Raw genomic sequence first — 20945 nt, forward strand, 5'->3', positions numbered from 1 at the left:
TATATAACAACTAAGCTTAATGCGCAATTGTCAAAAAATGGGATCCTGTTATGTCTTCGCAATCATCACCTCACCATGTTCTTGTACTGAACTGTGGAAGTTCGAGTTTAAAATTCGCTATTTTAGATGCCACCACATCTGAAGAAATCATTTCAGGTCTTGCTGAACGCCTAGGCTCATCGTCGCCATCTGTGAAATACAAATACCTTGGCAAAAAACAACTGATTGAACTTGCGCCTAATCAAGCTCACAGTGCAGCAATCGATACCTTAGTTAGCCTTATCAACGAACACCATTTAGCTGAAAACCTTATTGCAGTAGGTCATCGCGTGGTTCACGGCGGCGAGCACTTTACTAAATCGGTACTGATTGACGACGATGTAATTAAAGGAATCACTCAAGCCGCTACGCTTGCGCCATTACATGGGCACGCTAATTTATTAGGCATTGCTGCTGCGCAAGCATCATTCAAGGGACTACCGCAAGTAGCAGTGTTTGATACCGCGTTTCATCAAACCATGGGCAATGTTGCCTATTTATATGCCCTCCCTTATAAACTTTATACTGATTATGGTGTTAGACGTTACGGCTTTCATGGTACCAGCCATTATTATGTTGCAGGTCAAACAGCAGTCCTTTTAAACCAGCCTATTGAGCAAAGTAATTTTATCAGCGCTCACTTAGGTAATGGCTGCTCTGTGTGTGCAATTAAAAATGGCAAAAGTGTTGATACCAGCATGGGCTTAACTCCACTAGAAGGCTTAATGATGGGCACCCGCAGCGGAGATATTGATCCGGGTTTATTTAACTTTTTAACCACCCAACTTAACTACGATGCACAACAAATTGATGACTTATTAAACCAACAAAGTGGCTTACTGGGTATCAGTGAACTTTCTAATGACTGTCGTACAATAGAAGAAGCTGCTGTTGCAGGAAATGAAAAAGCCATTTTAGCATTGGAGATGTTTTGTTATCGTTTAGCAAAACAAATAGCCGCATTTATGGTGCCATTGCAACGCCTTGATGCGTTAATTTTTACCGGTGGTATTGGTGAAAACTCCGATATTATTCGTGATAAAGTAATAATACAACTGAGCTATCTTGGCCTTGATTGCGACAGTACAGCCAACCTTGCAGCCCGATTTGGCACACAAGGGGTTATCAGCAGTAATAATGCAAAAACAAAAGCAGTAGTAATGCCAACAAATGAAGAGTGGGTCATTGCTCTTGATGCCGCCTCAATTGCACAGGAGTTATAATTATGGCACGTCGAATTATGCTAGTACCTATCTCTACTGGGGTTGGTTTAACATCGGTCTCAGTCGGATTAGTGCGTGCGTTAGAACAAAAAGCGGTCAAAGTTAATTTTTTCAAGCCCATAGCCCAGCCTCGCTCAGGTGAAACGGGCCCTGAAAAATCAACACAAATTGTCACCCAAGGCTCACCTATTACACCACCTACTCCTTTTGCGCTTGATTATGCAGAGCAAATGATCGGGGATGGAAAAGGTGATGATTTACTTGAAGAAATTGTTGAGCGCTTTGAAAATGCCATAGGCAACGATGTAGTCGCAATTATCGAAGGTATGGTCCCTACTCGCCGCCAACCTTATGCAGGTAGAGTAAACCGCGAAATAGCACAAACTCTCGGCGCTGACATTGTTTTTGTGCTCACTCCTGGTAATGACAGTAACGATCAAATTGAAGACCGCCTAGAAATTGCAGCCGGGTATTATGGCAGTGTTGACCATGCCCGCGTATTAGGCTGTATTTTTAATAAAGTAAATGCACCACTGGATGATGAAGGCAGAGCACGCGCAGATCTCGTGGAAGCACATAAACCAGACGAGCTTGACAATGAGCTCAATCGCTTAGCATCTTTACCTATTTTTAGAAAACATCCGTTTATGTTACTTGGCTCGATCCCATGGGATTTTGAGCTGGTTGCTCCGCGCGTTAAAGATTTATGTGCGTATTTAAAAGCTGACGTGATCAACGAAGGTGATATGGCTCATCGTCGTCTACGCCGCGTAACATTTTGTGCCAGAACAGTGTCAAATATCTTAAATCATTTTACCCCAGGCGCACTGCTGGTGACCCCAGGCGATCGTTCAGATGTGTTAGTTGCGGCCTGTTTATCAGCCATGAATGGCACTAAATTAGGAGCTATCTTATTAACTGGTGGTTTTAAACCTGAGCCACGGATCATGACCTTGTGCGAACAAGCGATGGCCACCGGCCTGCCAATCCTCAGTACAGATGCTGACACCTGGCGTACTTCATTGCTACTGCATAACTTTAATATGGAAGTACCGTGCGATGACGTACAACGAATTGATAAAGTAAAGCATCATAATGCCAGCCATATTGATTCTGACTGGTTAGATACGCTTGCTAAAAGTGTCGGCAAAACTCGTAAAATGTCGCCTCCAGCATTTCGTTATTTACTCACGGATAAAGCCCGCCAAGCGGCAAAAACTATAGTGTTACCTGAAGGCAATGAGCCTCGCACAATAAAAGCCGCCGCTATTTGCGGTCAACGTGGTATTGCGAAGACCATTCTATTGGGCGATCGAGAAGAAATTGAACGTATCGCTATACAACAAGGTGTTGAGCTAAACGAAAATGTAACCATTATCGAACCTCATGATGTGATCAACGACTATGTTGCGCCTATGGTTGAAATTCGTAAAAGCAAAGGCCTGACTGAAGTGGTTGCCCTTGAACAGCTCCAAGACAACGTTGTGCTTGGCACTATGATGTTAGAGCGTGGTCAAGTCGATGGTCTGGTCTCGGGTGCAGTAAATACAACCGCCAACACTATTCGTCCGCCGCTGCAATTAATAAAAACAGCACCAGGGTCATCATTAGTCTCGTCGGTGTTTTTTATGTTGCTGCCTGACCAAGTACTGGTATACGGGGATTGTGCCATTAATCCTGATCCAACCGCTGAGCAATTAGCCGATATTGCCATTCAATCTGCAGACTCAGCCGCCGCATTTGGTATTGAGCCACGAGTAGCGATGATAAGCTACAGCACCGGCACGTCAGGCACTGGGGCTGATGTAGAAAAAGTCCGTCTGGCAACAAAGTTAGCGCAACAAAAACGCCCTGATCTGATCATCGATGGCCCATTACAATATGATGCGGCGATTATGGAAAATGTCGCACTTAAAAAAGCACCAAATAGCCCAGTGGCTGGTAAAGCGACGGTGTTTATATTTCCAGACTTAAATACCGGTAATACCACTTATAAAGCGGTGCAACGAAGTGCTGATTTGATAAGTATCGGCCCAATGTTGCAAGGTATGCGCAAACCCGTCAATGACTTAAGCCGCGGTGCTTTGGTTGATGATATTGTCTATACCATTGCACTTACTGCTATCCAAGCGGCACAAGCCGAAAACATTTAACACCATGGGTAAAGTGATTGCATGATGATCACTTTACCCTGTGCATTTCTTTAGCTAATAATAATTATAAATAAAATAAATAACTTAGCGTTGTTATACCTCCCTATTCCCAACCTTATCCACAGAAATTGTGGACAACATTGCTCTTTTATTTAAGTAAGATAATCTATACTATTGATCAGTATACACAGATGGGAAGTCTCACAATTAAAAAAGGGGTAGCAATGTCTAAGCAAACGTTACAACTGCATAGTACGGCCTTTACCATTCATAGCCTTGATGTTGATAGCGAGATCCCCGCTGCTTTATTCAAACAATCAATGTTTATTATCGCCAAAACCAACGATGAGTTATCTATTGTTTGCCCTAGCCAGTTCGCCATTGAAAGCCTTGATGCTGAGCACGATTGGCGCGCGTTAGAAGTGATCGGTCCACTGGGTTTTTCATTAACCGGAATAATGGCAAATATTTCTGGAGTTTTAGCCAGAGCAAATATCTCTATTTTTGCTATTTCAACCTACGACACCGATTACGTTTTAGTAAAACAACAGCGTATTAAAGATGCCATCAGCGCGTTAAAAAAAGATGGCTATCAGTTTCTCAATGAGCCCAAATTAACATAATGAAATACACGGATATTAGTTATTTACCACAACGTCAGTTAGCGGCTAACAGCATTGCAATTTGTAGCCCTTTTAGTGGTAAAGTTGCCCCATTAAGCGAGCACCCAGAACCCTTCTTTAGCTACGGCACACTTGGCCCAGGGATTATGGTTGCCCTGAGCAATCATAAAATATTAGCGCCCTTTGATGGTACATTAATGCAAGTAAAAAATGCCGGTACTGAATTTATTTTACAAGCCAACAATGGCTTAAAAGTGCTTCTAAATTTATATTTAGACCAACAGCAACACATTAAACACATTAAACACACTCATATAGCCCAACTCAACGGCAGTAAAATAACCAAAGGGCAACGGCTCGCTTATTTTGATCTTAGAGATCTCAATAGCCCCTTACTTGCCAGCCTTATTTTACTTAACGGGCATCAACTTAAACCAATACATTATTCTTTATCTCAGGTTACAGCTGGGGTAGATACTCTTTTAACACTAACTAAGAAGTAATTAATATGACGACTCTTTACGGCATTAGTAACTGCGACACTATAAAAAAAGCCAAAAAATATTTAACCGATAACAACATTGACTTTAATTTTCATGATTACCGTAAAGACGGCATAAGCCTTGATATGATCACTGAGTTTGCAACGCACATCGACTGGCAAGATCTGGTCAATAAACGTGGCACAACCTATCGCCAATTATCAGATGAGCAAAAACAGAACCTTGATAAAGACACTGCCTTGGCAATTTTGGTAGCACAACCGGCAATGATCAAGCGCCCAGTGCTTATTCGCAACAACAGCTATCATTTAGGTTTTAAATCAGCGCAATACGATGAGATTTTTGCATCATGAGTCATCCTGTCATCGAACTTGCACAAGCCTTAATACAGCGTCGCTCAGTCACCCCTGAAGATGCAGATTGCCAAACTATAATGAATGAGCGATTGGCACAGCTTGGTTTTAATATTGAATCACTGTTTTTTACTGACACCCAAAATACATGGGCGCGTAAAGGCGACAGCTCACCGCACTTTTGCTTTGCAGGTCACACTGATGTAGTACCAACTGGACCAGAAAAGAACTGGCAGCACCCGCCTTTCTCTGGCTTTCTAGCCGATGGCATGTTGCATGGCCGTGGTGCGGCTGATATGAAAGGCTCTTTAGCTGCCATGGTGGTAGCAACCGAGCGATTTGTAACTAAACACCCCGATCATAAAGGCTCAATTTCTTTTTTAATTACCTCTGATGAAGAAGGCCCTTTTATCAACGGCACCACGCGAGTAATCGATACGCTGGAGGCCAGAGGTGAAAAAATAGATATGTGTTTGGTCGGCGAGCCTTCATCGCGTGATGTACTGGGTGATGTCGTTAAAAATGGCCGCCGAGGCTCACTGACTGGCTTTTTAACTGTTAAAGGCATACAAGGTCATGTGGCTTATCCGCAACTTGCTCTAAACCCTATTCATATTGCAGCGCCAATGCTTGCCCAGTTGAGTCAAACGGTATGGGACAACGGCAATGAATTTTTCCCTGCTACTAGTTTTCAGATTTCAAATATTAATGGCGGTACGGGAGCTGGCAATGTGATCCCAGGCGAGCTTGAAGTGCAATTTAATTTTCGCTTTAGTACCGAAGTAACTCATCAGCAACTCCAGCAACGAGTTAACGACATTCTGGCTGAATATGATTTTGCATACGAGCTGAGTTGGATTGTTAACGGTCAGCCATTTATCACCGAAGGCGGCCCGCTTATTGATGCCACGGTTGCAGCTATCAAATCAATAACTGGCTTAAATACCGCACTTGAAACCACTGGCGGTACTTCAGATGGACGTTTTATAGCACAAACCGGCGCAAAGGTTATTGAACTTGGCCCACGTAACGACACCATTCATAAAGTGAATGAGTGCGTTAATTGTGATGATCTCATTGCACTTGCTGATATTTACGAGCAAATTCTAGAGCAACTTTTAACATGATCCCTGCTAAGCTCACATCGCAGCAGTTGGCTGAGTGTGCCTGTGGTAAAGACGAGCTACTGCTTGTTGATTATCAAGATCATAAACTGCATAAAGACATTATTGATGACTTTATGCAGTTGCAAAATGCAGCTCGCGATGCAGGCTTTGCACTGACTATTGCATCAAGCTTTCGTAACTTTGAACGTCAAGCATTGATTTGGAATGCTAAATTTAATGGTCATCGACCTGTGCTCAATAAGCAGCAACAGCCCGTTGATTTAGCCTCCATGACAGACATTGAAAAATGCCATGCCATTATGCTTTATTCAGCCCTACCGGGAAGCAGTCGCCATCACTTTGGTACTGATCTTGATATTTTTGACCAAGCCAGTGTTTCTGATGACTATCAGCTGCAGTTAGAGCCTCACGAATACCAAGACAATGGCCCTTTTGCAGCGCTGACCAAGTGGCTTGATAGTCATTTAGAAAAGTATGGCTTTTATCGCCCTTATCAACATGATTTAGGCGGCGTTGCGCCTGAACCTTGGCATATTAGCCACATAGTGCAATCTGACATTTTACTACAACATCAGAGTTTAACCGTATTAGCTAATACTATAAATAACAGTCAGCTTGCCGGCAAAGCTGCTATTTTGGCGAATTTGCCGCAACTGTATCAGCGTTACGTGCTGAATGTCAGCCCTGCGGCTGTTTAGCCAGTAAAAAAACTAGCACAGCGCCAAGAATAACGGCGCTGGCAATAACAAACTGAATGCTTAGTTCTTCCGCTAAAAATAACATCCCTGCCAGTGCAGCTATCACTGGCACACACAGCTGAACCACTGCGGCTTGACTGCTTTTTAATAAGGGTACGGCAACATACCAAACACTATAGCCAATACCCGACGCAAGAGCACCAGATGCACATGCAAGCGCGATCCCCTGCCAACTGATCCCCGATAAATAACCAAAACCCACGATCAACAATATCGGTAATGCAAATAAACTACGCACAAAATTAAACGTTGTGGTTTTCAGTGGGGATAGACACACTTTTCCGCGAATACTGTATATCCCCCACGCAATACCGCTAATCGTCATTAATAATGCTGGGCTCATTGACGGCATCGTTGCCGATGGCAGCATTAAATACACAAAACCAATGACAGCGATAATAAATGCACACCACTGTACAGTCGTGAGTCGCTCCTTGTTGAAAATCCCCCAGCCAATCATAGTCAATTGAACAGCAGAAAATAAAATCAACGCGCCAGTTCCAGTGTCCAATTCTACATAGGCAATTGAAAAACATAACGCATAAACCAGTAAGCTAACACTGCTGCGCCAACTACCACGTTCATGCTCTGCATTATTAAGATTGTTATCTTCCCTAGCTAAAGACTCTGTTGGTACTACTTGTATAAGGAAAATAAATCCTAAACACAATGCGCCACTGAATAGCCGCAAAGCTGTAAAATTCCATGGATCAATGTAATTTTGTGCTAATGCCATACGACATAAAAGAGAATTAGCTGCAAATGCCACTAGGGCGAGTACCGTAAACAGTGTTGCTTTCAAAGTGATCCTTAGTTTTAATCTTGCTAAGCATTAAACCCTATGAGGTGAGTTATTCTATCGTTTAGTAGTCGGCAACCACTCGATCCATTAATTAATCAACATAATAAGAAAATCAGCTACCTGTTTGCCTGAAGTACCTATTTATACAGGATTGCCATAATAGCGCAAAGCTTACCTTTTGTTTTGATCATTCGAATGTATCGTGCAACAACTCAGTGACCAATGATCGCGTAACTATTTCTTATAAACACGGTGATTGCTACGCTTTTTTACATTGTTTAACATCTTCTCTGGATTAGATTATGCTAATCTGTATTAACGCTTATAAAAGGAGTGCCATGTGCAACGCAGTGTTATTTTTGGCTTTTGTGTCATGCTAAGTGGATGCAGCACCATTGGGTTTAGTGATCTGTTTTCAGATTACGCTACCCAAATGACGCCTGTACGCCAAGCTATTAAGACCAACAATATCGACCAAGCCCAACAGCTTTTGCCGACTAATGGGCAGTCACATAGTAACTACTTGCTCAATCAATTAGAGCAGGCCCGTTTAAGCAATTTAAATAATCAAAATGAGGCTGCAAAACCACAGTACGAAGCGGTATATCAGCAAATGGAAATAAAACGCCAAGCAGCAAAAATACAAGTAAGCTCAGGGCTTGAACAAAGTAACGCCCTTTTTACCAATGATTCAGTCATTAGCTATACGCCAGCGGCTTATGAAATGAGTATGCTGCACAGTTACCAAGCACTTAATTATATATATCAACATAATATTGAAGGCGCATTAGTCGAAGTTCGCCGTGCAAATAAAGTACAAACAGATGCGTTAACGGCTAATCAAGACGACATAGATGCTAGCGTAAAAGCAGCACAAAAACATTACCCAAGTATGGATGAGGTGATCAAAAACGTAAAAAATGGCTATCAAAATGCGTTTACATTTTATCTGTCAGGTTTGCTCTATCAAAGTAATAAGCAATACGATGATGCCTATATTGATTATAAAAAGGCACTAGAGATCAATCCTGAAAATACCTATTTGCAGCAGGTTGTGCTGCAATTAGCAAAACAGCAAGGGTTTGATCAAGATTTTTCCGAGTATAAAAAACGCTTTGCTGAATTACCAAAACAAGTCGCCAACAGCGGTGACGTTGTGGTCTTGATCGAACAAGGTTTAGTGCCAGAAAAAGATGAATTTGTGTTGCGTCTGCCTATTTATACATCCGGTGGTGATGCCCGTTTTTATAGCTTAGCGATGCCCGTTTATAAAGATAGAGCTTATATACCAGCGGTTAGTGATATTAGTATCGGAACACAGATTTTACCTTTGAGTCCATTGGTAAGAATAGAAGCGTTAGCGGCTAAAACACTTGAAGAGCAAACACCGGCAAGAGTATCGAGGCAAATACTGCGGTTAGTCGCTAAAGAAAAAGTACGGGCAGAGCTGGCTAGAAGTGGCGGCGATGTGGGTAATATACTCGCTAATCTATACAACCTAGCCTCTGAGCAAGCAGATACCCGCAGTTGGTTAACTTTACCTAATCAAATAAGTGTTGCGCGCACCCAGTTAACAGCAGGAGACCATGTTTTAAAACTTGCCAATCAGAAAGACATAAACTTTACGGTTAGTAAGCAAGGGTTAACCTTGATTTATCTAACCTCTATTAACAACTATTTTAATTCCCATGTAGTGCAACTTTAGGAGCTATCATGAAATATTTAGTGCCATTATTAACGGTCTGTCTACTTGCTGCCTGTACCAGTAGACCGACTACATCAGGTATAAGTGTTGAACAAGCTTCAGCGCAATACCAACAACAGCTAAAAGTCGATAATCCTGCACTAGGTAAAAAGCTGGCCATTAGTGATGTAAAGACTCGCCAAACGAATCAATTAACTGATGTTGTTGTCACACTTTCGAGTCAGTATAAAAAATCACAATATTTACAGTATCAATTTACCTGGTATGACGGCGATGGTTTTGTGATCAAAGGCAATCATTCTCCTTGGCAATCATTGACTTTATTCGGTTTTGCTAACGTGCAACTGCCTGGCCTTGCACCTACATCTGATGCGGTTACATTTTCATTAGCGGTACGCGAAGTATCGACACAAGCACAAGAATTTAAAGATTAAAGGACACCATTATGAATACAGTAAACACAACTAAAAAACCAACGCTTAAAACACTCTCGGGTTTTGCGTTGTTAGGTTTGAGTGCGCTTGCCCTCAGTGGCTGTGCCAATAAAGCCGTAGTCAGCTACGGAGACGCACAAGCTGTAGAAACAACTGATATTAACTTCGGTTCAACTGACTTACAAAAAGTCGCCAGCCAAATGACGGATTCACTGTTGGCATCACCTGTGGTCGGCACATTAACAGCTAATACTCGACCAATCGTATTTGTTGAACGTATAAAAAACAAAACCAGTGAACACATTGATACTGAATCAATTACCGATTCAATTTCAACACAATTATTGCGCAGTGGTAAATTTCGTTTTGTTGATATGGGTCGCGTAGAAGCCGCTCGAGAACAATTGAACTTTCAAAATGATGATGCCCTAGTAGACCCAACTAAAGCGATTGCATTTGGCCAACAAGTTGGCGCGCAGTATATGCTTTATGGCAACCTGTCGAGCATCGTAAAATCGAATGCTGATAAAGCCGACGTATACTATAAATTCACAATGCGCTTAATGGATTTAAAAAGTGGCTTAGTAGAATGGGCGGACGAAACAGAAATTCGTAAAACCCGCGAAAAATCAACCTTTGGCTGGTAATTCAGCTGAGGAGGTAAATGATGAATAAACTCATACTTGGGCTGTGTACAGCCCTGCTCATCAGTAATCCAAGCTTTGCCGCATACGAACGCAATAAAGCCGTTCCTGTCCAGCAAGTACTATTTGGCAGTGTTCAATCTGTACGTAATATTACCGAGCAAGAACTTGTTCAAGACAAAAATAGTGGCTGGAAAACCTTTGGCGGTGCATTACTTGGTGGCGTTATTGGTAACCAATTTGGCGGCGGCAGTGGTCGCACCGCAGCGACTATTCTAGGCTCGGTCATCGGTGGCAGTGTGGCGAACAACAGGCAACAAAGCAGCCATTATAATCAATACCACTTAGTCGAGTTAATGATCAAAGTTGAAAACGGTGAACAATTTATGGTGGTACAAGACAAAGACAATCAAATGATATTTAGAACTGGCGACAGCGTGCGCTTAGTATATTTATCAGATAATACAGTCCGCGTTGATAAAGCCTATTAAGCTATTACATTAAACTAAAAAGCGAGCAGTATTAATGCTCGCTTTTTAGTATTTATAACTTTATTACTACGTTAGCTTTGTCTGTAATCGCTAAAAAAGCGTTGCATCTTACTCATAGCAGTCGTTAAATCATCTTTGTTAGGTAAAAATACCAATCTGAAATGATCTGGATTTGGCCAGTTAAATGCTCTTCCGTGAACCAGTAAGATCTTTTCTGCTTTGAGTAAATCTAAAATCATTTTTTCATCATTTTTGATATTAAAACGCTCAGTATCTACTTTGGCAAATGCGTACAATGCTCCTTTTGGTTTTGCACACGAAATACCTTCTATCGCATTTAAACCACGCCATGCAATATCACGTTGTTCGTATAAACGCCCACCGGGATTTATTAAATCATCAATCGACTGTACGCCACCTAATGCTTGCTGGATCGCATATTGTGCCGGCACATTGGCACATAAACGCATAGAGGCTAAGATATCTAAACCTTTACGTAAATCATCCATCAATGCAGTACGGCCACTTAATACCATCCACCCCATACGCAAACCCGCTGCGCGATAGGTTTTTGCTAAGCCATTAAAAGTAATTATCGGCACATCATCACACAGTGCACCAATGGAGCTGTGCGTGATCCCATCGTATAAAATCTTCTCGTAGATTTCATCACTCAATAACAGTAATTTATGTTCACGTGCAATATCAATTAACTGCTGTAAAAGTGCGTCGTCGTATACTGCACCCGTCGGATTATTAGGGTTGATCAGCACTAATGCTTTAGTTTTTGACGTGATTTTACTTCGAATATCAGCAATATCAGGGAACCAATCTTGCTCTTCATCACATAGGTAATGGACTGGATTACCACCCGCAAGTTTGACTGAAGCGGTCCACAATGGATAATCAGGTGCTGGGATCAACACCTCATCATCATTATTCAGCAAGGCTTGGGTCGTCATTTGAATTAATTCACTGACCCCATTACCAATATAAATATTATCGACGTCTAGGTTATATAAACCACGTTGTTGGTAGTGCTGATAAATAGCCACACGGGCTGAGTAGAGGCCTTTGGAGTCACAGTAGCCTTGGGCTGAATACAAGTTACGAATAATATCGCGGTGCATATCTTCAGGCATATCAAACCCAAATGCCGCAGGATTACCAATATTCAATTTTAAAACTTTTTGGCCTTCATCTTCCATTTTGCGAGCCTGAACTAACACCGGCCCACGAATGTCATAACAAACGCCTTGTAATTTATGACTCTTTTTAATTTCTGACATTTTTACCTCTACTAGTGGAACAGCTAGATTAACCTAGTAAAGGGGCTAAATACCAGTGGATTTAATACTTCAAAACTGAAATAAATTCACGTCTGGGTATAGCTAACTAACGGCTTTGTAACCAATCAGTTAACTTAGCTGCTGAACCGGCAACTTGGTTGTCAAGCTGCTGAGCTGCCGCAAGCGCCTGAGAAACATCATTATTATTTAAGCTTTGTTCAATTTCTCTGGCCACCTGAGATAGACTGCTGGCACCAAACTGCGCGGCATTTGATTTTAAACTATGAGCATGGCGACTTGCGACTTGGATATCACTATGTATTGTAGCCAATACTTCAGAGCCTAATCGTTCAAATTCAGCACAACAAAAAGTCAGCGTATCGCTAAATTGCTCGCCTAATAACGATTCCATACTTTCCAATGCGCTTTCATCAATGACTATTGTATTCATTATTCATCCTTTTGTATTTAGCAACACTAAACCAGTAACTTATACTATTTTTATACTTTATCGTTCTATAGAAAAAAAACCAACTAATTGTCTCATTAAGCGTATAATTAGCGGGTTTTTCAACTTATTGCTATTAAACAAGATTATTTTATGTCCCGTTCATTGTGTGTTAATTGTAAATTTAGTCTACAAACGTGCCTTTGTGAAGATTTGTCGGTACTGGAAAATAAACTCAAAGTTATAATTTTGCAGCATCCTAGCGAAGTAAAAATCACTAAAAACACCGCCCGTTTACTCACACTGTGCCTAACGCAATACGACATCATGGTAGGAGAAACGCAGGCTGATTTTGCACAACTAAGCACACTACCCGTTGCCACAACAGCCTTACTCTACCCTGATGATAATGCCATCCTACTGGATGATGAAAGTACCGCAGCACAACAATTTAAAAGCCGGTTAAGTCATCTAATTGTAATCGATGGCACCTGGAAAAAAGCATTTAAGATCATGCAACTTACCCCAGCCCTTGCGGCTTTTAAAAAGGTCAGCTTTACGACGATCCCACAAAACCGATATCGTATTCGCAAAGCTCCCCGTGCAGATAGCCTCTCCACATTAGAAGCGGTTGCACATAGTTTAGCCTTGATTGAGCATATTAACCCTGAACCTCTGTATCACGCACTGGAAGCACTCAACAGCAAACAAACCCAGTTTATGCCTGAGCATGTTAAAGCGCGTTATCAAGCCAAATGAGTGCCAATAATCGCTTAAAGCGCGGGTTTTACCGCCAGGGACCGGATTATCGATTTGATGACCAAGTTGACTTTAGTGATATCCGCGATACATTTGGTTTTCGTACTATGGTGGTGGGTAAATGGGTCACCAAAGAAGAACGCTTTATTAGTGCTAATTTAATTTACGACGCACTAGCCGATTTAGCGCAAATACTGCAAGTGCCGCCAAAGACCATTGGTCTGAGGGGGAAACTCAATTTTGCTTTTGGCCATGGCGGTCAACAACACGTCCAAGCACATTATAATAGCCGTACTCGAACTCTTGCGCTGGCAAAAAATGCAGGTGGTGGCGCGCTGGCGCATGAATGGTTTCATGCGTTTGATCATCACATAACTAAGCACATATTTCCCCAGCATTCGCCACAGCATTTTGCCTCTAAACTTTGGCTGGAGCACACGATTGAGCAAAGTCACCCACTAAACTTAGCATTAAATAAGTTTTACCAAGGAGTATTTCTAGAACCAACCGGTCAACACGCTAATCAATATGTTTTAGACTGTATAGAATTTGATAAACAACAGCAGCAGTTTTATATGAGTATGCCTGAAGAGCTAGCTGCGCGTAGTTTTGAAGCATGTATTGCTTGTAATGAGCAGATCGTTAATCACTTTTTAGTCTCTGGGCTCAATAGCTCAGCACTTATTTATCCTAAACACGATAGCTTGAAAATTTGTAATCACGCACTTAATAATTATTTTTCCCAATTAGGTCAACGACTTTTTCAAGATCATTAACAAATACTGTGGTGGTTTCAAGATTTTCTTCAAGCCACTGCATGTAATCGTCAAACGGTAATGGTCGTGAAAAAAAGTATCCCTGACCAACTTCACAGCCATAGCTTTGTAATTTAGCCATACTTTGGCTATCTTCTATCCCTTCGGCCACTACGTATGAACCCAGTGATTTGGCAATATCACAGGTAGCACGACAAATTGTTTGATCATTTTTAGAGTATTCAATATTCATTACAAATTGCTTATCTATTTTTATTTCATCAAAGCCCATTTTGCTCAAATACGCGAGTGATGAATACCCCGTGCCAAAGTCATCAATTGCTATTTTAACGCCAATTAAACGGTAATCATTCAGGGCATTTTTTATATCAACCCCCTCAAAGAGTGTTGCCGATTCCGTTAGTTCTAACATTACATTAGCCGGGTTGAGTTGATGCTCATTCAACAACGTTATAAATAACACTGGTAAATCTTTACGCAGCAAATCTTTAGCCGAAATATTGATAGATACAATATGCTCAGGCAATAATACAATCATTTTCTTTTGATATTGCAGTGCTTGCGTAATAACCCATTCGGTTAAATCTGAAATTATCCCTGATGATTCAGCAATAGGGATAAATAAATCAGGGGGAACATTACCCAATTGTGGATGCTCCCAACGTAATAAAGCTTCCGCGCCGTGCACTTTACCGGTGTTTAGATATATCTGCGGTTGAAAAAATAAACTAAGCTGATCGCATTCAATGGCTTCTTTTAGAGCTGATGCAATCGCAATGCGCCGTTGCGATAACGTCACATTCTCTATATTAAACATATGCCAGCGTTCACCATGAAGGGGTTTAACCGCCAGTGCTTGCAGCCCTCGCTGGACTAGTTGTAATGATGTACTGGCATGTAGAGGATAATTTGCTACACCGATTTCAACTTTATCAATTAAGTGAATACGTTTATGAGTTAGACCCTCAGCAAAGACACTATTAATCACACATACAAACTGTTCTATTTGGCTTAACTCTAGCTTGCCGATTATCACGACCCCATAAGTACTGTCATCTAACCTGGCAATACAACGACTATGCTGATGGTTAGCTTCAACACACAATACATTCATTGAGGCTAATTGCTGCGCTAATTTGCCCATGGTTAATTTTATCTGCTCATTTACATGTTCATAGCCAAAATTTGCTCGAGCATTAATCAGTACAGCAGGCCTAAATAACAATAAAGAATGTTCGATTGCTAATTTCACCTCGCTATCAAGGCGCTTAATTAGTAACTGTTTATTGGGTAGTTTTGTATCGTCGTCATGAGTAAGACTGTAACTATATTGCTTAACACACTTACGCTCATGAATAAGTAACGCCATCACAGCAGCAATCACATTTACCACCAGTAACACATCGTTAAATTGCTGTATCTGTGCACCTGCCACCAGCGTTGCTTGCCAACATAACGTTTGTAAAATCACTGCAAACCAGGCAAGTACAAACTTAAATTGCACCACTTTTTTGGTATTACTTAGCCAATAAAAAAATAAATAACTCAGCATCACTAACATAAAACCTAAACATAGAATTACCACGGTTAGATGTACTGATTGCTTCATAAAACAGCTTAAGATGGCTGCAAAACAAAATAAACTTATATAAACTGTTAACTTATCTTGTCGAGCATTTAAAAGGTTCTGCGACTGTAAATAATGGATAAAGTAAAAATTAATCACCCCCAATGCCAGCACTTGAAATGAAAACTGTAGCTTTGTATACCATAAAGACGCAAATTCAATATTAAAGTAATTCAATACCCCTTTTGCTATTAAGAACTCGCTTAACACACATACAAGGTATGCAAGTAGGTAAAGTGATTTTGCTTGATAGGATAAACCGTATACAGTGCCAACAACGGCAATACACAACAGCAATAATCCTGTTATCAAAAAGAAATTTCGCAGTTTAGTGTTGGTCAACTTAGCAAAATGCGTACCTGTAGAAAGCCCAACACTGAGCCATTCATCTTCACTGTGACGAACATAGACTACAGCCCAGCGAGTATCTTCTTCTGTAGGCAAAATTGCATGTGGCAGTACCTTATTAACGTAACGGTATGCATCATTATTTACTTCAGCTAACGGGTTGAAATTCTCATCAAGAGTATAAAAATCAAGCTGTGCTAAATGGGAGTTATCTGCATAAATTACCTCAATCTTTGATTGCGACTGTTTATCCAAATCAATAATAAACCAATAGCCTTGCTCTGCCTTGATACGAACATGTGATAAATCTGTTTTTGAGTCTGTAGCGACAACTTGTTCTAGTAGAGGTTTGGTAGTTTGAAAAGGCGTATTTGCTGGCACTATCCAGCCACTGGAAATCACTTCATCAGCCAGCAAAGGCGTTGTAGCAGTGATGCTAAACAATATTAACAAAATCTTTATACAATATGTTCGCGCTAATATGCTTGCCTGATCCACTGTCACTCCATGTGCATTATATAAATAGTACATTATAAAACTATAATTAAAGTATGGAGGTATTAAGTGAAATTGCCAGTAAATAACCTAAACTTGGGAATAATATGTCAGTAAAATGCTTAAGCAGAGTGTATGGTAATTAAATCGAGTGATTATATTCTTAAGTAATAAAAGGCCTATCAAATGATAAGCCTTTATTTTAAAGCTATATTTTAATTAGTTACTATCATCACTAATACGACTTGCAACTGCGCTGGTTTGATCTTTATATTTAGCATCTTTACGCGTGTTGTACGGATTTTCAGCAGGGCCTGACATGGTCTCAAAGCTCATAGCGCCGATTTTCATCATTGGTCGTAATGCCAACGGCAATTTACCGGAGTTATAAAACTCTAACACGATATTACCAGACCAACCGGGATCAATCCGATGGGCCGTTACATGCACCATTAAACCTAGACGTGCCAAAGATGAACGGCCGTCAAGCCAGCCAACGATATCTGCCGGCAACGTGACTTTTTCATAGGTCATCGCAAGGGCTAATTCACCTGGGTGTAAAAAGAATGCATCGCCCTCTTTTAACACGATTTCATCGCTCATTATTGATTCCATTGCTTTATTAAGCTGATCTTTTGGACCACTTAAATCAACATAAGCTGCTGTATGATCTTGAAATACACGAAACTTATTACCTAAACGTAAATCTGCCGTTACCCCAGAAATCATTTCATCGGTCGGACTTGGCTCAATAATAATACGCTGTTGGGCAATATATTCTTTAATATGGGTATCTGATAATCTCATTAATTAATCATCCGTAATCACAATTTCGACTGAATTATGATGGGGTTGTTGATAGTAAAGCATACTGGCAATCAGCCGCGCAGCATCAGCATATGTTTCACTCACCGCAGCCTGGTTATCCATCGCAATTAATTTGCCTTGCTCTGAGTATTCGCGAATATCAATCGCCAAAGGAATTTGCGACAACACAGGCACACCATGACGCTGAGCTAATTTTATTGCGCCATCCTTGCCAAACACATGATTTGGTTTGCCGCAATGTGAGCATAAAAAATGACTCATATTTTCAATCAAGCCCAATACTGGCACATTCACTTTATTAAACATGGCAATGCCTTTTTGCGCATCAGCAAGTGCTAAATCTTGCGGAGTCGTCACAATCACCGTGCCACTGGCAGGTACTTTCTGACTCATAGTAAGTTGAATATCCCCAGTTCCTGGTGGCATATCTACAATCAGGTAATCAAGTTCACCCCATGCAGTTTCATTTAACAGTTGCGTTAATGCGCCCGACGCCATCGGTCCACGCCAAACAGTGGCATCATCACTAGGCACTAAAAAGCCAATTGATTGTGCTTTGATGCCATTAGCGTCAAATGGTAGCAATTGCTTGTCATTTTTAGCCGTGGGTGTTGCTCCTTCAAGGCCTAGCAACATTGGAATAGACGGGCCATAAATATCCGCATCTAAAATCCCCACTTTCGCGCCTTCAGCTTTGAGTGCGCCCGCTAAATTTACCGCTGTGGTTGATTTACCCACACCTCCTTTGCCTGATGCAATCAACACAATATGTTTTATCGCTTTGAACTTACATGCTTCAGTCAGCTCAATGCTTGCGTTAATTGTCACTGCTTGATTAAGTTGTTGGCTTACAAACGCTGCTACCTTTGGCATTTCAGATAACGCAGCAAATGGCAGCGTTAAATGAAGCAATATTGATTTATCAGTTTTTGATTCAATGCTTTTAATGAATTTTTCATCAATGCCGACAGCAAAAGCGGCACTGCGATACCCTGCTAAGGCAGTAAGAATCGGTTGTTTTTGCACCGATTTAGAGGAGAATAGTTTCGACAATCCAAACATAACAATAAAATAGTGTTTCTTTGATGAAAATTGCCTCGGAATTATGTAACATTCAGGGCATTAACACCAGTCAATTAATGAAAATCGGCCAACCACGAAGGTGTTTCCTTTAGGTTTGCTGATAATATTATGATTTTCATCCGTTCCTTAACAGGAACCGTCAATTCGGAATGATTATGGCACAGCGAAAGATCCTCATTACCAGTGCATTACCTTATGCCAACGGCCCAACACATTTAGGCCATTTATTGGAATATATTCAGACTGATATCTGGTCACGTTTTCAAAAACTACAAGGCCACGAAGCTTATTATGTTTGCGCCGACGATGCCCATGGCACGCCAATTATGCTCAATGCACAAAAGCAAGGGATCACGCCGGAAGAAATGGTAAAAAATGTCAGCATTGAACGTCAACGTGACTTTGCAGACTTCAATATTAAATTTGATAACTACCACAGCACCCACAGCCAAGAAAACAAAGAGTTCAGCGAGCTTATTTATAATCGCTTAAACGATGCCGGTCATATCAAAAAGCATACTATTTCACAGTTATTTGATCCTGAAAAAGGCATTTTCTTACCCGATCGCTTTGTAACTGGTACGTGCCCAACCTGTAAGTCTGAAGACCAAAATGGCGACAGCTGTGACGCATGTGGCGCAACATATAGCCCAACAGAGCTTATCAACCCGCGCTCTGTGATGTCAGGTGCTGAGCCAGTACTTAAAGACTCTGAGCATTACTTTTTTGACCTGCCAGCATTTGAAGGCATGTTAAAAGAGTGGCTTCACTCCGGCACTATTCAGCAAGAAATGGCCAATAAACTAGACGAATGGTTTGCCGATGGCCTGCAACAATGGGATATCAGCCGCGATGCGCCCTACTTTGGCTTTGAAATCCCTGGTGCGCCTGGTAAATATTTTTATGTCTGGCTTGATGCGCCAATTGGTTACATGGCCAGCTTTAAGAACTTATGCGACAAACAAGGCATCGACTTTGATGCATTTTGGCAAGAAGGCTCTGACGCTGAGCTTTACCACTTTATCGGTAAAGATATTATCTACTTCCACAGCTTATTTTGGCCAGCAATGCTTGAAGGCGCAAAATTCAGAAAGCCAACCAATGTATTCGCGCATGGTTTTGTAACGGTTAATGGCGCTAAAATGTCTAAATCGAAAGGCACGTTTATTAAAGCGCGTACATATTTAGACAACCTCGACCCTGAGTTTTTACGTTATTACTACGCAGCTAAACTTAACAGCGGCATCACCGATCTTGACTTAAACTTAGAAGACTTTGCACTACGTGTAAATTCAGACTTAGTTGGTAAAGTGGTTAACATTGCCAGCCGTTGCGCCGGTTTTATTACTAAAAAGTTTGACGGTAAATTAAGTGACACTGTCATGGAGCCGCAATTATTAGCTGAATTCCAAGCAGCTACCGATACCGTTGCTCAGCACTATGAAAACCGTGATTATAGCCGTGCTATTCGTGAAATAATGGCGCTTGCTGATAAAGCAAACCAATTTATTGATACCGCAGCACCATGGGTATTGATCAAAGACGAAACGAAACAAGAACAAGCTCACCAAGTGTGTTCGCTTGGGCTTAACTTATTCCGCGTGTTAATGACTTACTTAAAACCAGTATTACCGGGTATGGCGGCAAACGTAGAAGACTTCTTAAATGATGATCTATCTTGGCAAGGCGCGCAAACTGCGCTTGTTAGCCACCCTATCAATAAATTTAAACCGTTAATGCAACGTGTAGAAATGGATAAAGTAAATAAAATGGTCGAAGAATCAAAAGAAAGCTTACTCGCTGCAAAAGACAAAATCGATCCAAACAGTCCTTTGGCAAAAGAGCCTATTGCAGCTGAAATCGAATTTGACGATTTTGCCAAAGTAGATTTACGTGTAGCGAAAATAGCCAAAGCAGAGCACGTTGAAGGCGCTGATAAGCTACTTAAACTAACGCTCGACTTAGGCGGCGAAACACGCCAAGTATTTGCAGGTATTAAATCAGCCTACGCCCCTGAAGACATTGAAGGCAAACTTACGGTTATGGTTGCCAACCTGAAGCCACGCAAGATGCGCTTTGGCATGTCAGAAGGCATGGTACTGGCAGCAGGCCCTGGCGGTAAAGAAATCTATATTTTAAACCCAGACGACGGCTCAGAGCCAGGTATGCGTGTAATGTAATTCGACTTTAACTAGTTAACACTAAAAAGCCGTTGTTTTAAACAACGGCTTTTTTAATTGCCAGAACAAATTGTTTTTTCAGCCAATTTTGCAACACATTCAGCGTCAGAAAAAACGAAAGGACGCAATAACAATCTATTTAGTTCTATTTCCTGCTGCATACTTTACCTAATTGTAGTTCTTAAGCTAGACATTACAAAATTTAGCATGAGTGCCTATGTAATTAAAATTACTTGCCTTTTATTATTTTAAAAATA

20 protein-coding genes are annotated in these 20945 nt (G+C 41.1%); 14 read left to right on the top strand and 6 right to left on the bottom strand.

Features of this window, described 5'->3' with window-relative positions; translation table 11 throughout:
- The first annotated feature begins 50 nt into the window (after positions 1-50).
- From H5163_RS07300 to H5163_RS07330, 7 genes are all read left to right on the top strand, one after another.
- A complete protein-coding gene (locus tag H5163_RS07300; RefSeq protein ID WP_182734797.1) occupies positions 51-1262 on the top strand; it encodes an acetate kinase in 1212 nt (403 codons plus the stop codon).
- Positions 1263-1264: 2 nt separating this feature from the next.
- Positions 1265-3415 carry a phosphate acetyltransferase gene (gene pta, locus H5163_RS07305; RefSeq protein ID WP_182734798.1) on the top strand — a complete coding sequence of 717 codons (2151 nt, stop codon included), beginning with the start codon at positions 1265-1267 and terminating at the stop codon, positions 3413-3415.
- 224 nt (positions 3416-3639) lie between these two features.
- The gene (locus H5163_RS07310; protein WP_145233734.1) at positions 3640-4038 is read left to right on the top strand and encodes an ACT domain-containing protein; all 399 of its coding nucleotides are present in this window, start codon (positions 3640-3642) and stop codon (positions 4036-4038) included.
- On the top strand, positions 4038-4541 hold the full coding sequence (locus tag H5163_RS07315) for a PTS glucose transporter subunit IIA (protein ID WP_182734800.1): 504 nt from the start codon (positions 4038-4040) through the stop codon (positions 4539-4541). Before H5163_RS07310 ends, H5163_RS07315 begins: the two co-directional genes overlap by 1 nt.
- Positions 4542-4546: 5 nt before the next feature.
- A complete protein-coding gene (locus H5163_RS07320; protein ID WP_182734802.1) occupies positions 4547-4894 on the top strand; it encodes an ArsC family reductase in 348 nt (115 codons plus the stop codon).
- A complete protein-coding gene (gene dapE / locus H5163_RS07325; RefSeq protein WP_182734804.1) occupies positions 4891-6021 on the top strand; it encodes a succinyl-diaminopimelate desuccinylase in 1131 nt (376 codons plus the stop codon). Before H5163_RS07320 ends, dapE begins: the two co-directional genes overlap by 4 nt.
- A complete protein-coding gene (locus H5163_RS07330) occupies positions 6018-6719 on the top strand; it encodes a M15 family metallopeptidase (RefSeq protein WP_182734806.1) in 702 nt (233 codons plus the stop codon). Before dapE ends, H5163_RS07330 begins: the two co-directional genes overlap by 4 nt.
- On the opposite strand, the gene H5163_RS07335 is transcribed toward H5163_RS07330, so the two are convergent.
- Positions 6700-7581, bottom strand: coding sequence for a DMT family transporter (locus H5163_RS07335; RefSeq protein ID WP_182734808.1), 882 nt, complete (start codon positions 7579-7581; stop codon positions 6700-6702). The two genes, H5163_RS07330 and H5163_RS07335, sit on opposite strands and share 20 nt — an antisense overlap.
- Positions 7582-7921: 340 nt before the next feature.
- Here H5163_RS07335 and H5163_RS07340 point away from each other — a divergent pair, with 340 nt between their 5' ends.
- The 4 genes from H5163_RS07340 to H5163_RS07355 are packed head-to-tail and all read left to right on the top strand — an operon-like array spanning position 7922 to position 10855.
- Positions 7922-9286, top strand: coding sequence for a tetratricopeptide repeat protein (locus H5163_RS07340; protein WP_182734809.1), 1365 nt, complete (start codon positions 7922-7924; stop codon positions 9284-9286).
- A gap of 8 nt (positions 9287-9294) precedes the next feature.
- The gene (locus H5163_RS07345) at positions 9295-9720 is read left to right on the top strand and encodes a YcfL family protein (RefSeq protein WP_145233718.1); all 426 of its coding nucleotides are present in this window, start codon (positions 9295-9297) and stop codon (positions 9718-9720) included.
- A gap of 11 nt (positions 9721-9731) precedes the next feature.
- Positions 9732-10367: a penicillin-binding protein activator LpoB gene (lpoB, locus tag H5163_RS07350; protein ID WP_145233716.1), complete on the top strand. Its 636-nt coding sequence runs from the start codon at positions 9732-9734 to the stop codon at positions 10365-10367.
- Positions 10368-10387: 20 nt separating this feature from the next.
- Positions 10388-10855 (top strand): glycine zipper 2TM domain-containing protein, encoded by a 468-nt coding sequence (locus H5163_RS07355; RefSeq protein ID WP_149981188.1) that lies wholly within the window; start codon positions 10388-10390, stop codon positions 10853-10855.
- 71 nt (positions 10856-10926) lie between these two features.
- Here the strand turns inward: H5163_RS07355 and H5163_RS07360 are convergent, their stop codons facing one another.
- Together H5163_RS07360 and H5163_RS07365 are read right to left on the bottom strand one after the other, a co-directional pair.
- Complete coding sequence (locus H5163_RS07360) at positions 10927-12144, bottom strand: pyridoxal phosphate-dependent aminotransferase (RefSeq protein ID WP_145233714.1); 1218 nt, start codon at positions 12142-12144, stop codon at positions 10927-10929.
- Positions 12145-12250: 106 nt separating this feature from the next.
- Positions 12251-12595: an Hpt domain-containing protein gene (locus tag H5163_RS07365; protein WP_145233710.1), complete on the bottom strand. Its 345-nt coding sequence runs from the start codon at positions 12593-12595 to the stop codon at positions 12251-12253.
- A 150-nt stretch (positions 12596-12745) separates the two neighbouring features.
- Between H5163_RS07365 and H5163_RS07370 the strand changes: the two genes are divergently transcribed.
- Positions 12746-13351, top strand: coding sequence for a tRNA-uridine aminocarboxypropyltransferase (locus tag H5163_RS07370; protein WP_145233708.1), 606 nt, complete (start codon positions 12746-12748; stop codon positions 13349-13351).
- Positions 13348-14127, top strand: coding sequence for a CLCA_X family protein (locus H5163_RS07375; protein ID WP_182730976.1), 780 nt, complete (start codon positions 13348-13350; stop codon positions 14125-14127). The genes H5163_RS07370 and H5163_RS07375 overlap by 4 nt, the downstream gene beginning before the upstream one ends.
- Here the strand turns inward: H5163_RS07375 and H5163_RS07380 are convergent.
- The 3 genes from H5163_RS07380 to apbC all read right to left on the bottom strand — a co-directional run bounded on the left by H5163_RS07380 (position 14078) and on the right by apbC (position 18487).
- Positions 14078-16546, bottom strand: a complete 2469-nt coding sequence (locus tag H5163_RS07380; protein WP_182734811.1) for a bifunctional diguanylate cyclase/phosphodiesterase — start codon at positions 16544-16546, stop codon at positions 14078-14080. The genes H5163_RS07375 and H5163_RS07380 overlap by 50 nt on opposite strands.
- Before the next feature lie 270 nt (positions 16547-16816).
- Positions 16817-17404 (bottom strand): dCTP deaminase, encoded by a 588-nt coding sequence (dcd, locus tag H5163_RS07385; protein ID WP_145233702.1) that lies wholly within the window; start codon positions 17402-17404, stop codon positions 16817-16819.
- Between the two features lie 3 nt (positions 17405-17407).
- Positions 17408-18487 carry an iron-sulfur cluster carrier protein ApbC gene (apbC, locus tag H5163_RS07390; RefSeq protein WP_182734813.1) on the bottom strand — a complete coding sequence of 360 codons (1080 nt, stop codon included), beginning with the start codon at positions 18485-18487 and terminating at the stop codon, positions 17408-17410.
- Positions 18488-18663: 176 nt separating this feature from the next.
- Between apbC and metG the strand changes: the two genes are divergently transcribed.
- The gene (gene metG, locus H5163_RS07395; protein ID WP_182734814.1) at positions 18664-20688 is read left to right on the top strand and encodes a methionine--tRNA ligase; all 2025 of its coding nucleotides are present in this window, start codon (positions 18664-18666) and stop codon (positions 20686-20688) included.
- The last annotated feature ends 257 nt before the right edge of the window (positions 20689-20945 follow it).

This window comes from Pseudoalteromonas sp. SG44-8, from assembly GCF_014164125.1.
GTDB lineage: Bacteria > Pseudomonadota > Gammaproteobacteria > Enterobacterales > Alteromonadaceae > Pseudoalteromonas > Pseudoalteromonas rhizosphaerae.

What these genes read in the sequence shown, in the direction of transcription:
- dapE (WP_182734804.1), top strand. Translation starts at nt 4,891, where the DNA reads ATGAGTCATCCTGTCATCGAACTTGCACAAGCCTTAATACAGCGTCGC.
- H5163_RS07330 (WP_182734806.1), top strand. Translation starts at nt 6,018, where the DNA reads ATGATCCCTGCTAAGCTCACATCGCAGCAGTTGGCTGAGTGTGCCTGT.
- metG (WP_182734814.1), top strand. Translation starts at nt 18,664, where the DNA reads ATGGCACAGCGAAAGATCCTCATTACCAGTGCATTACCTTATGCCAAC.
- H5163_RS07300 (WP_182734797.1), top strand. Translation starts at nt 51, where the DNA reads ATGTCTTCGCAATCATCACCTCACCATGTTCTTGTACTGAACTGTGGA.
- lpoB (WP_145233716.1), top strand. Translation starts at nt 9,732, where the DNA reads ATGAATACAGTAAACACAACTAAAAAACCAACGCTTAAAACACTCTCG.
- H5163_RS07355 (WP_149981188.1), top strand. Translation starts at nt 10,388, where the DNA reads ATGAATAAACTCATACTTGGGCTGTGTACAGCCCTGCTCATCAGTAAT.
- H5163_RS07360 (WP_145233714.1), bottom strand. Translation starts at nt 12,144, where the DNA reads ATGTCAGAAATTAAAAAGAGTCATAAATTACAAGGCGTTTGTTATGAC.
- H5163_RS07375 (WP_182730976.1), top strand. Translation starts at nt 13,348, where the DNA reads ATGAGTGCCAATAATCGCTTAAAGCGCGGGTTTTACCGCCAGGGACCG.
- apbC (WP_182734813.1), bottom strand. Translation starts at nt 18,487, where the DNA reads ATGTTTGGATTGTCGAAACTATTCTCCTCTAAATCGGTGCAAAAACAA.
- H5163_RS07345 (WP_145233718.1), top strand. Translation starts at nt 9,295, where the DNA reads ATGAAATATTTAGTGCCATTATTAACGGTCTGTCTACTTGCTGCCTGT.
- pta (WP_182734798.1), top strand. Translation starts at nt 1,265, where the DNA reads ATGGCACGTCGAATTATGCTAGTACCTATCTCTACTGGGGTTGGTTTA.
- H5163_RS07320 (WP_182734802.1), top strand. Translation starts at nt 4,547, where the DNA reads ATGACGACTCTTTACGGCATTAGTAACTGCGACACTATAAAAAAAGCC.
- dcd (WP_145233702.1), bottom strand. Translation starts at nt 17,404, where the DNA reads ATGAGATTATCAGATACCCATATTAAAGAATATATTGCCCAACAGCGT.
- H5163_RS07315 (WP_182734800.1), top strand. Translation starts at nt 4,038, where the DNA reads ATGAAATACACGGATATTAGTTATTTACCACAACGTCAGTTAGCGGCT.
- H5163_RS07370 (WP_145233708.1), top strand. Translation starts at nt 12,746, where the DNA reads ATGTCCCGTTCATTGTGTGTTAATTGTAAATTTAGTCTACAAACGTGC.
- H5163_RS07365 (WP_145233710.1), bottom strand. Translation starts at nt 12,595, where the DNA reads ATGAATACAATAGTCATTGATGAAAGCGCATTGGAAAGTATGGAATCG.
- H5163_RS07310 (WP_145233734.1), top strand. Translation starts at nt 3,640, where the DNA reads ATGTCTAAGCAAACGTTACAACTGCATAGTACGGCCTTTACCATTCAT.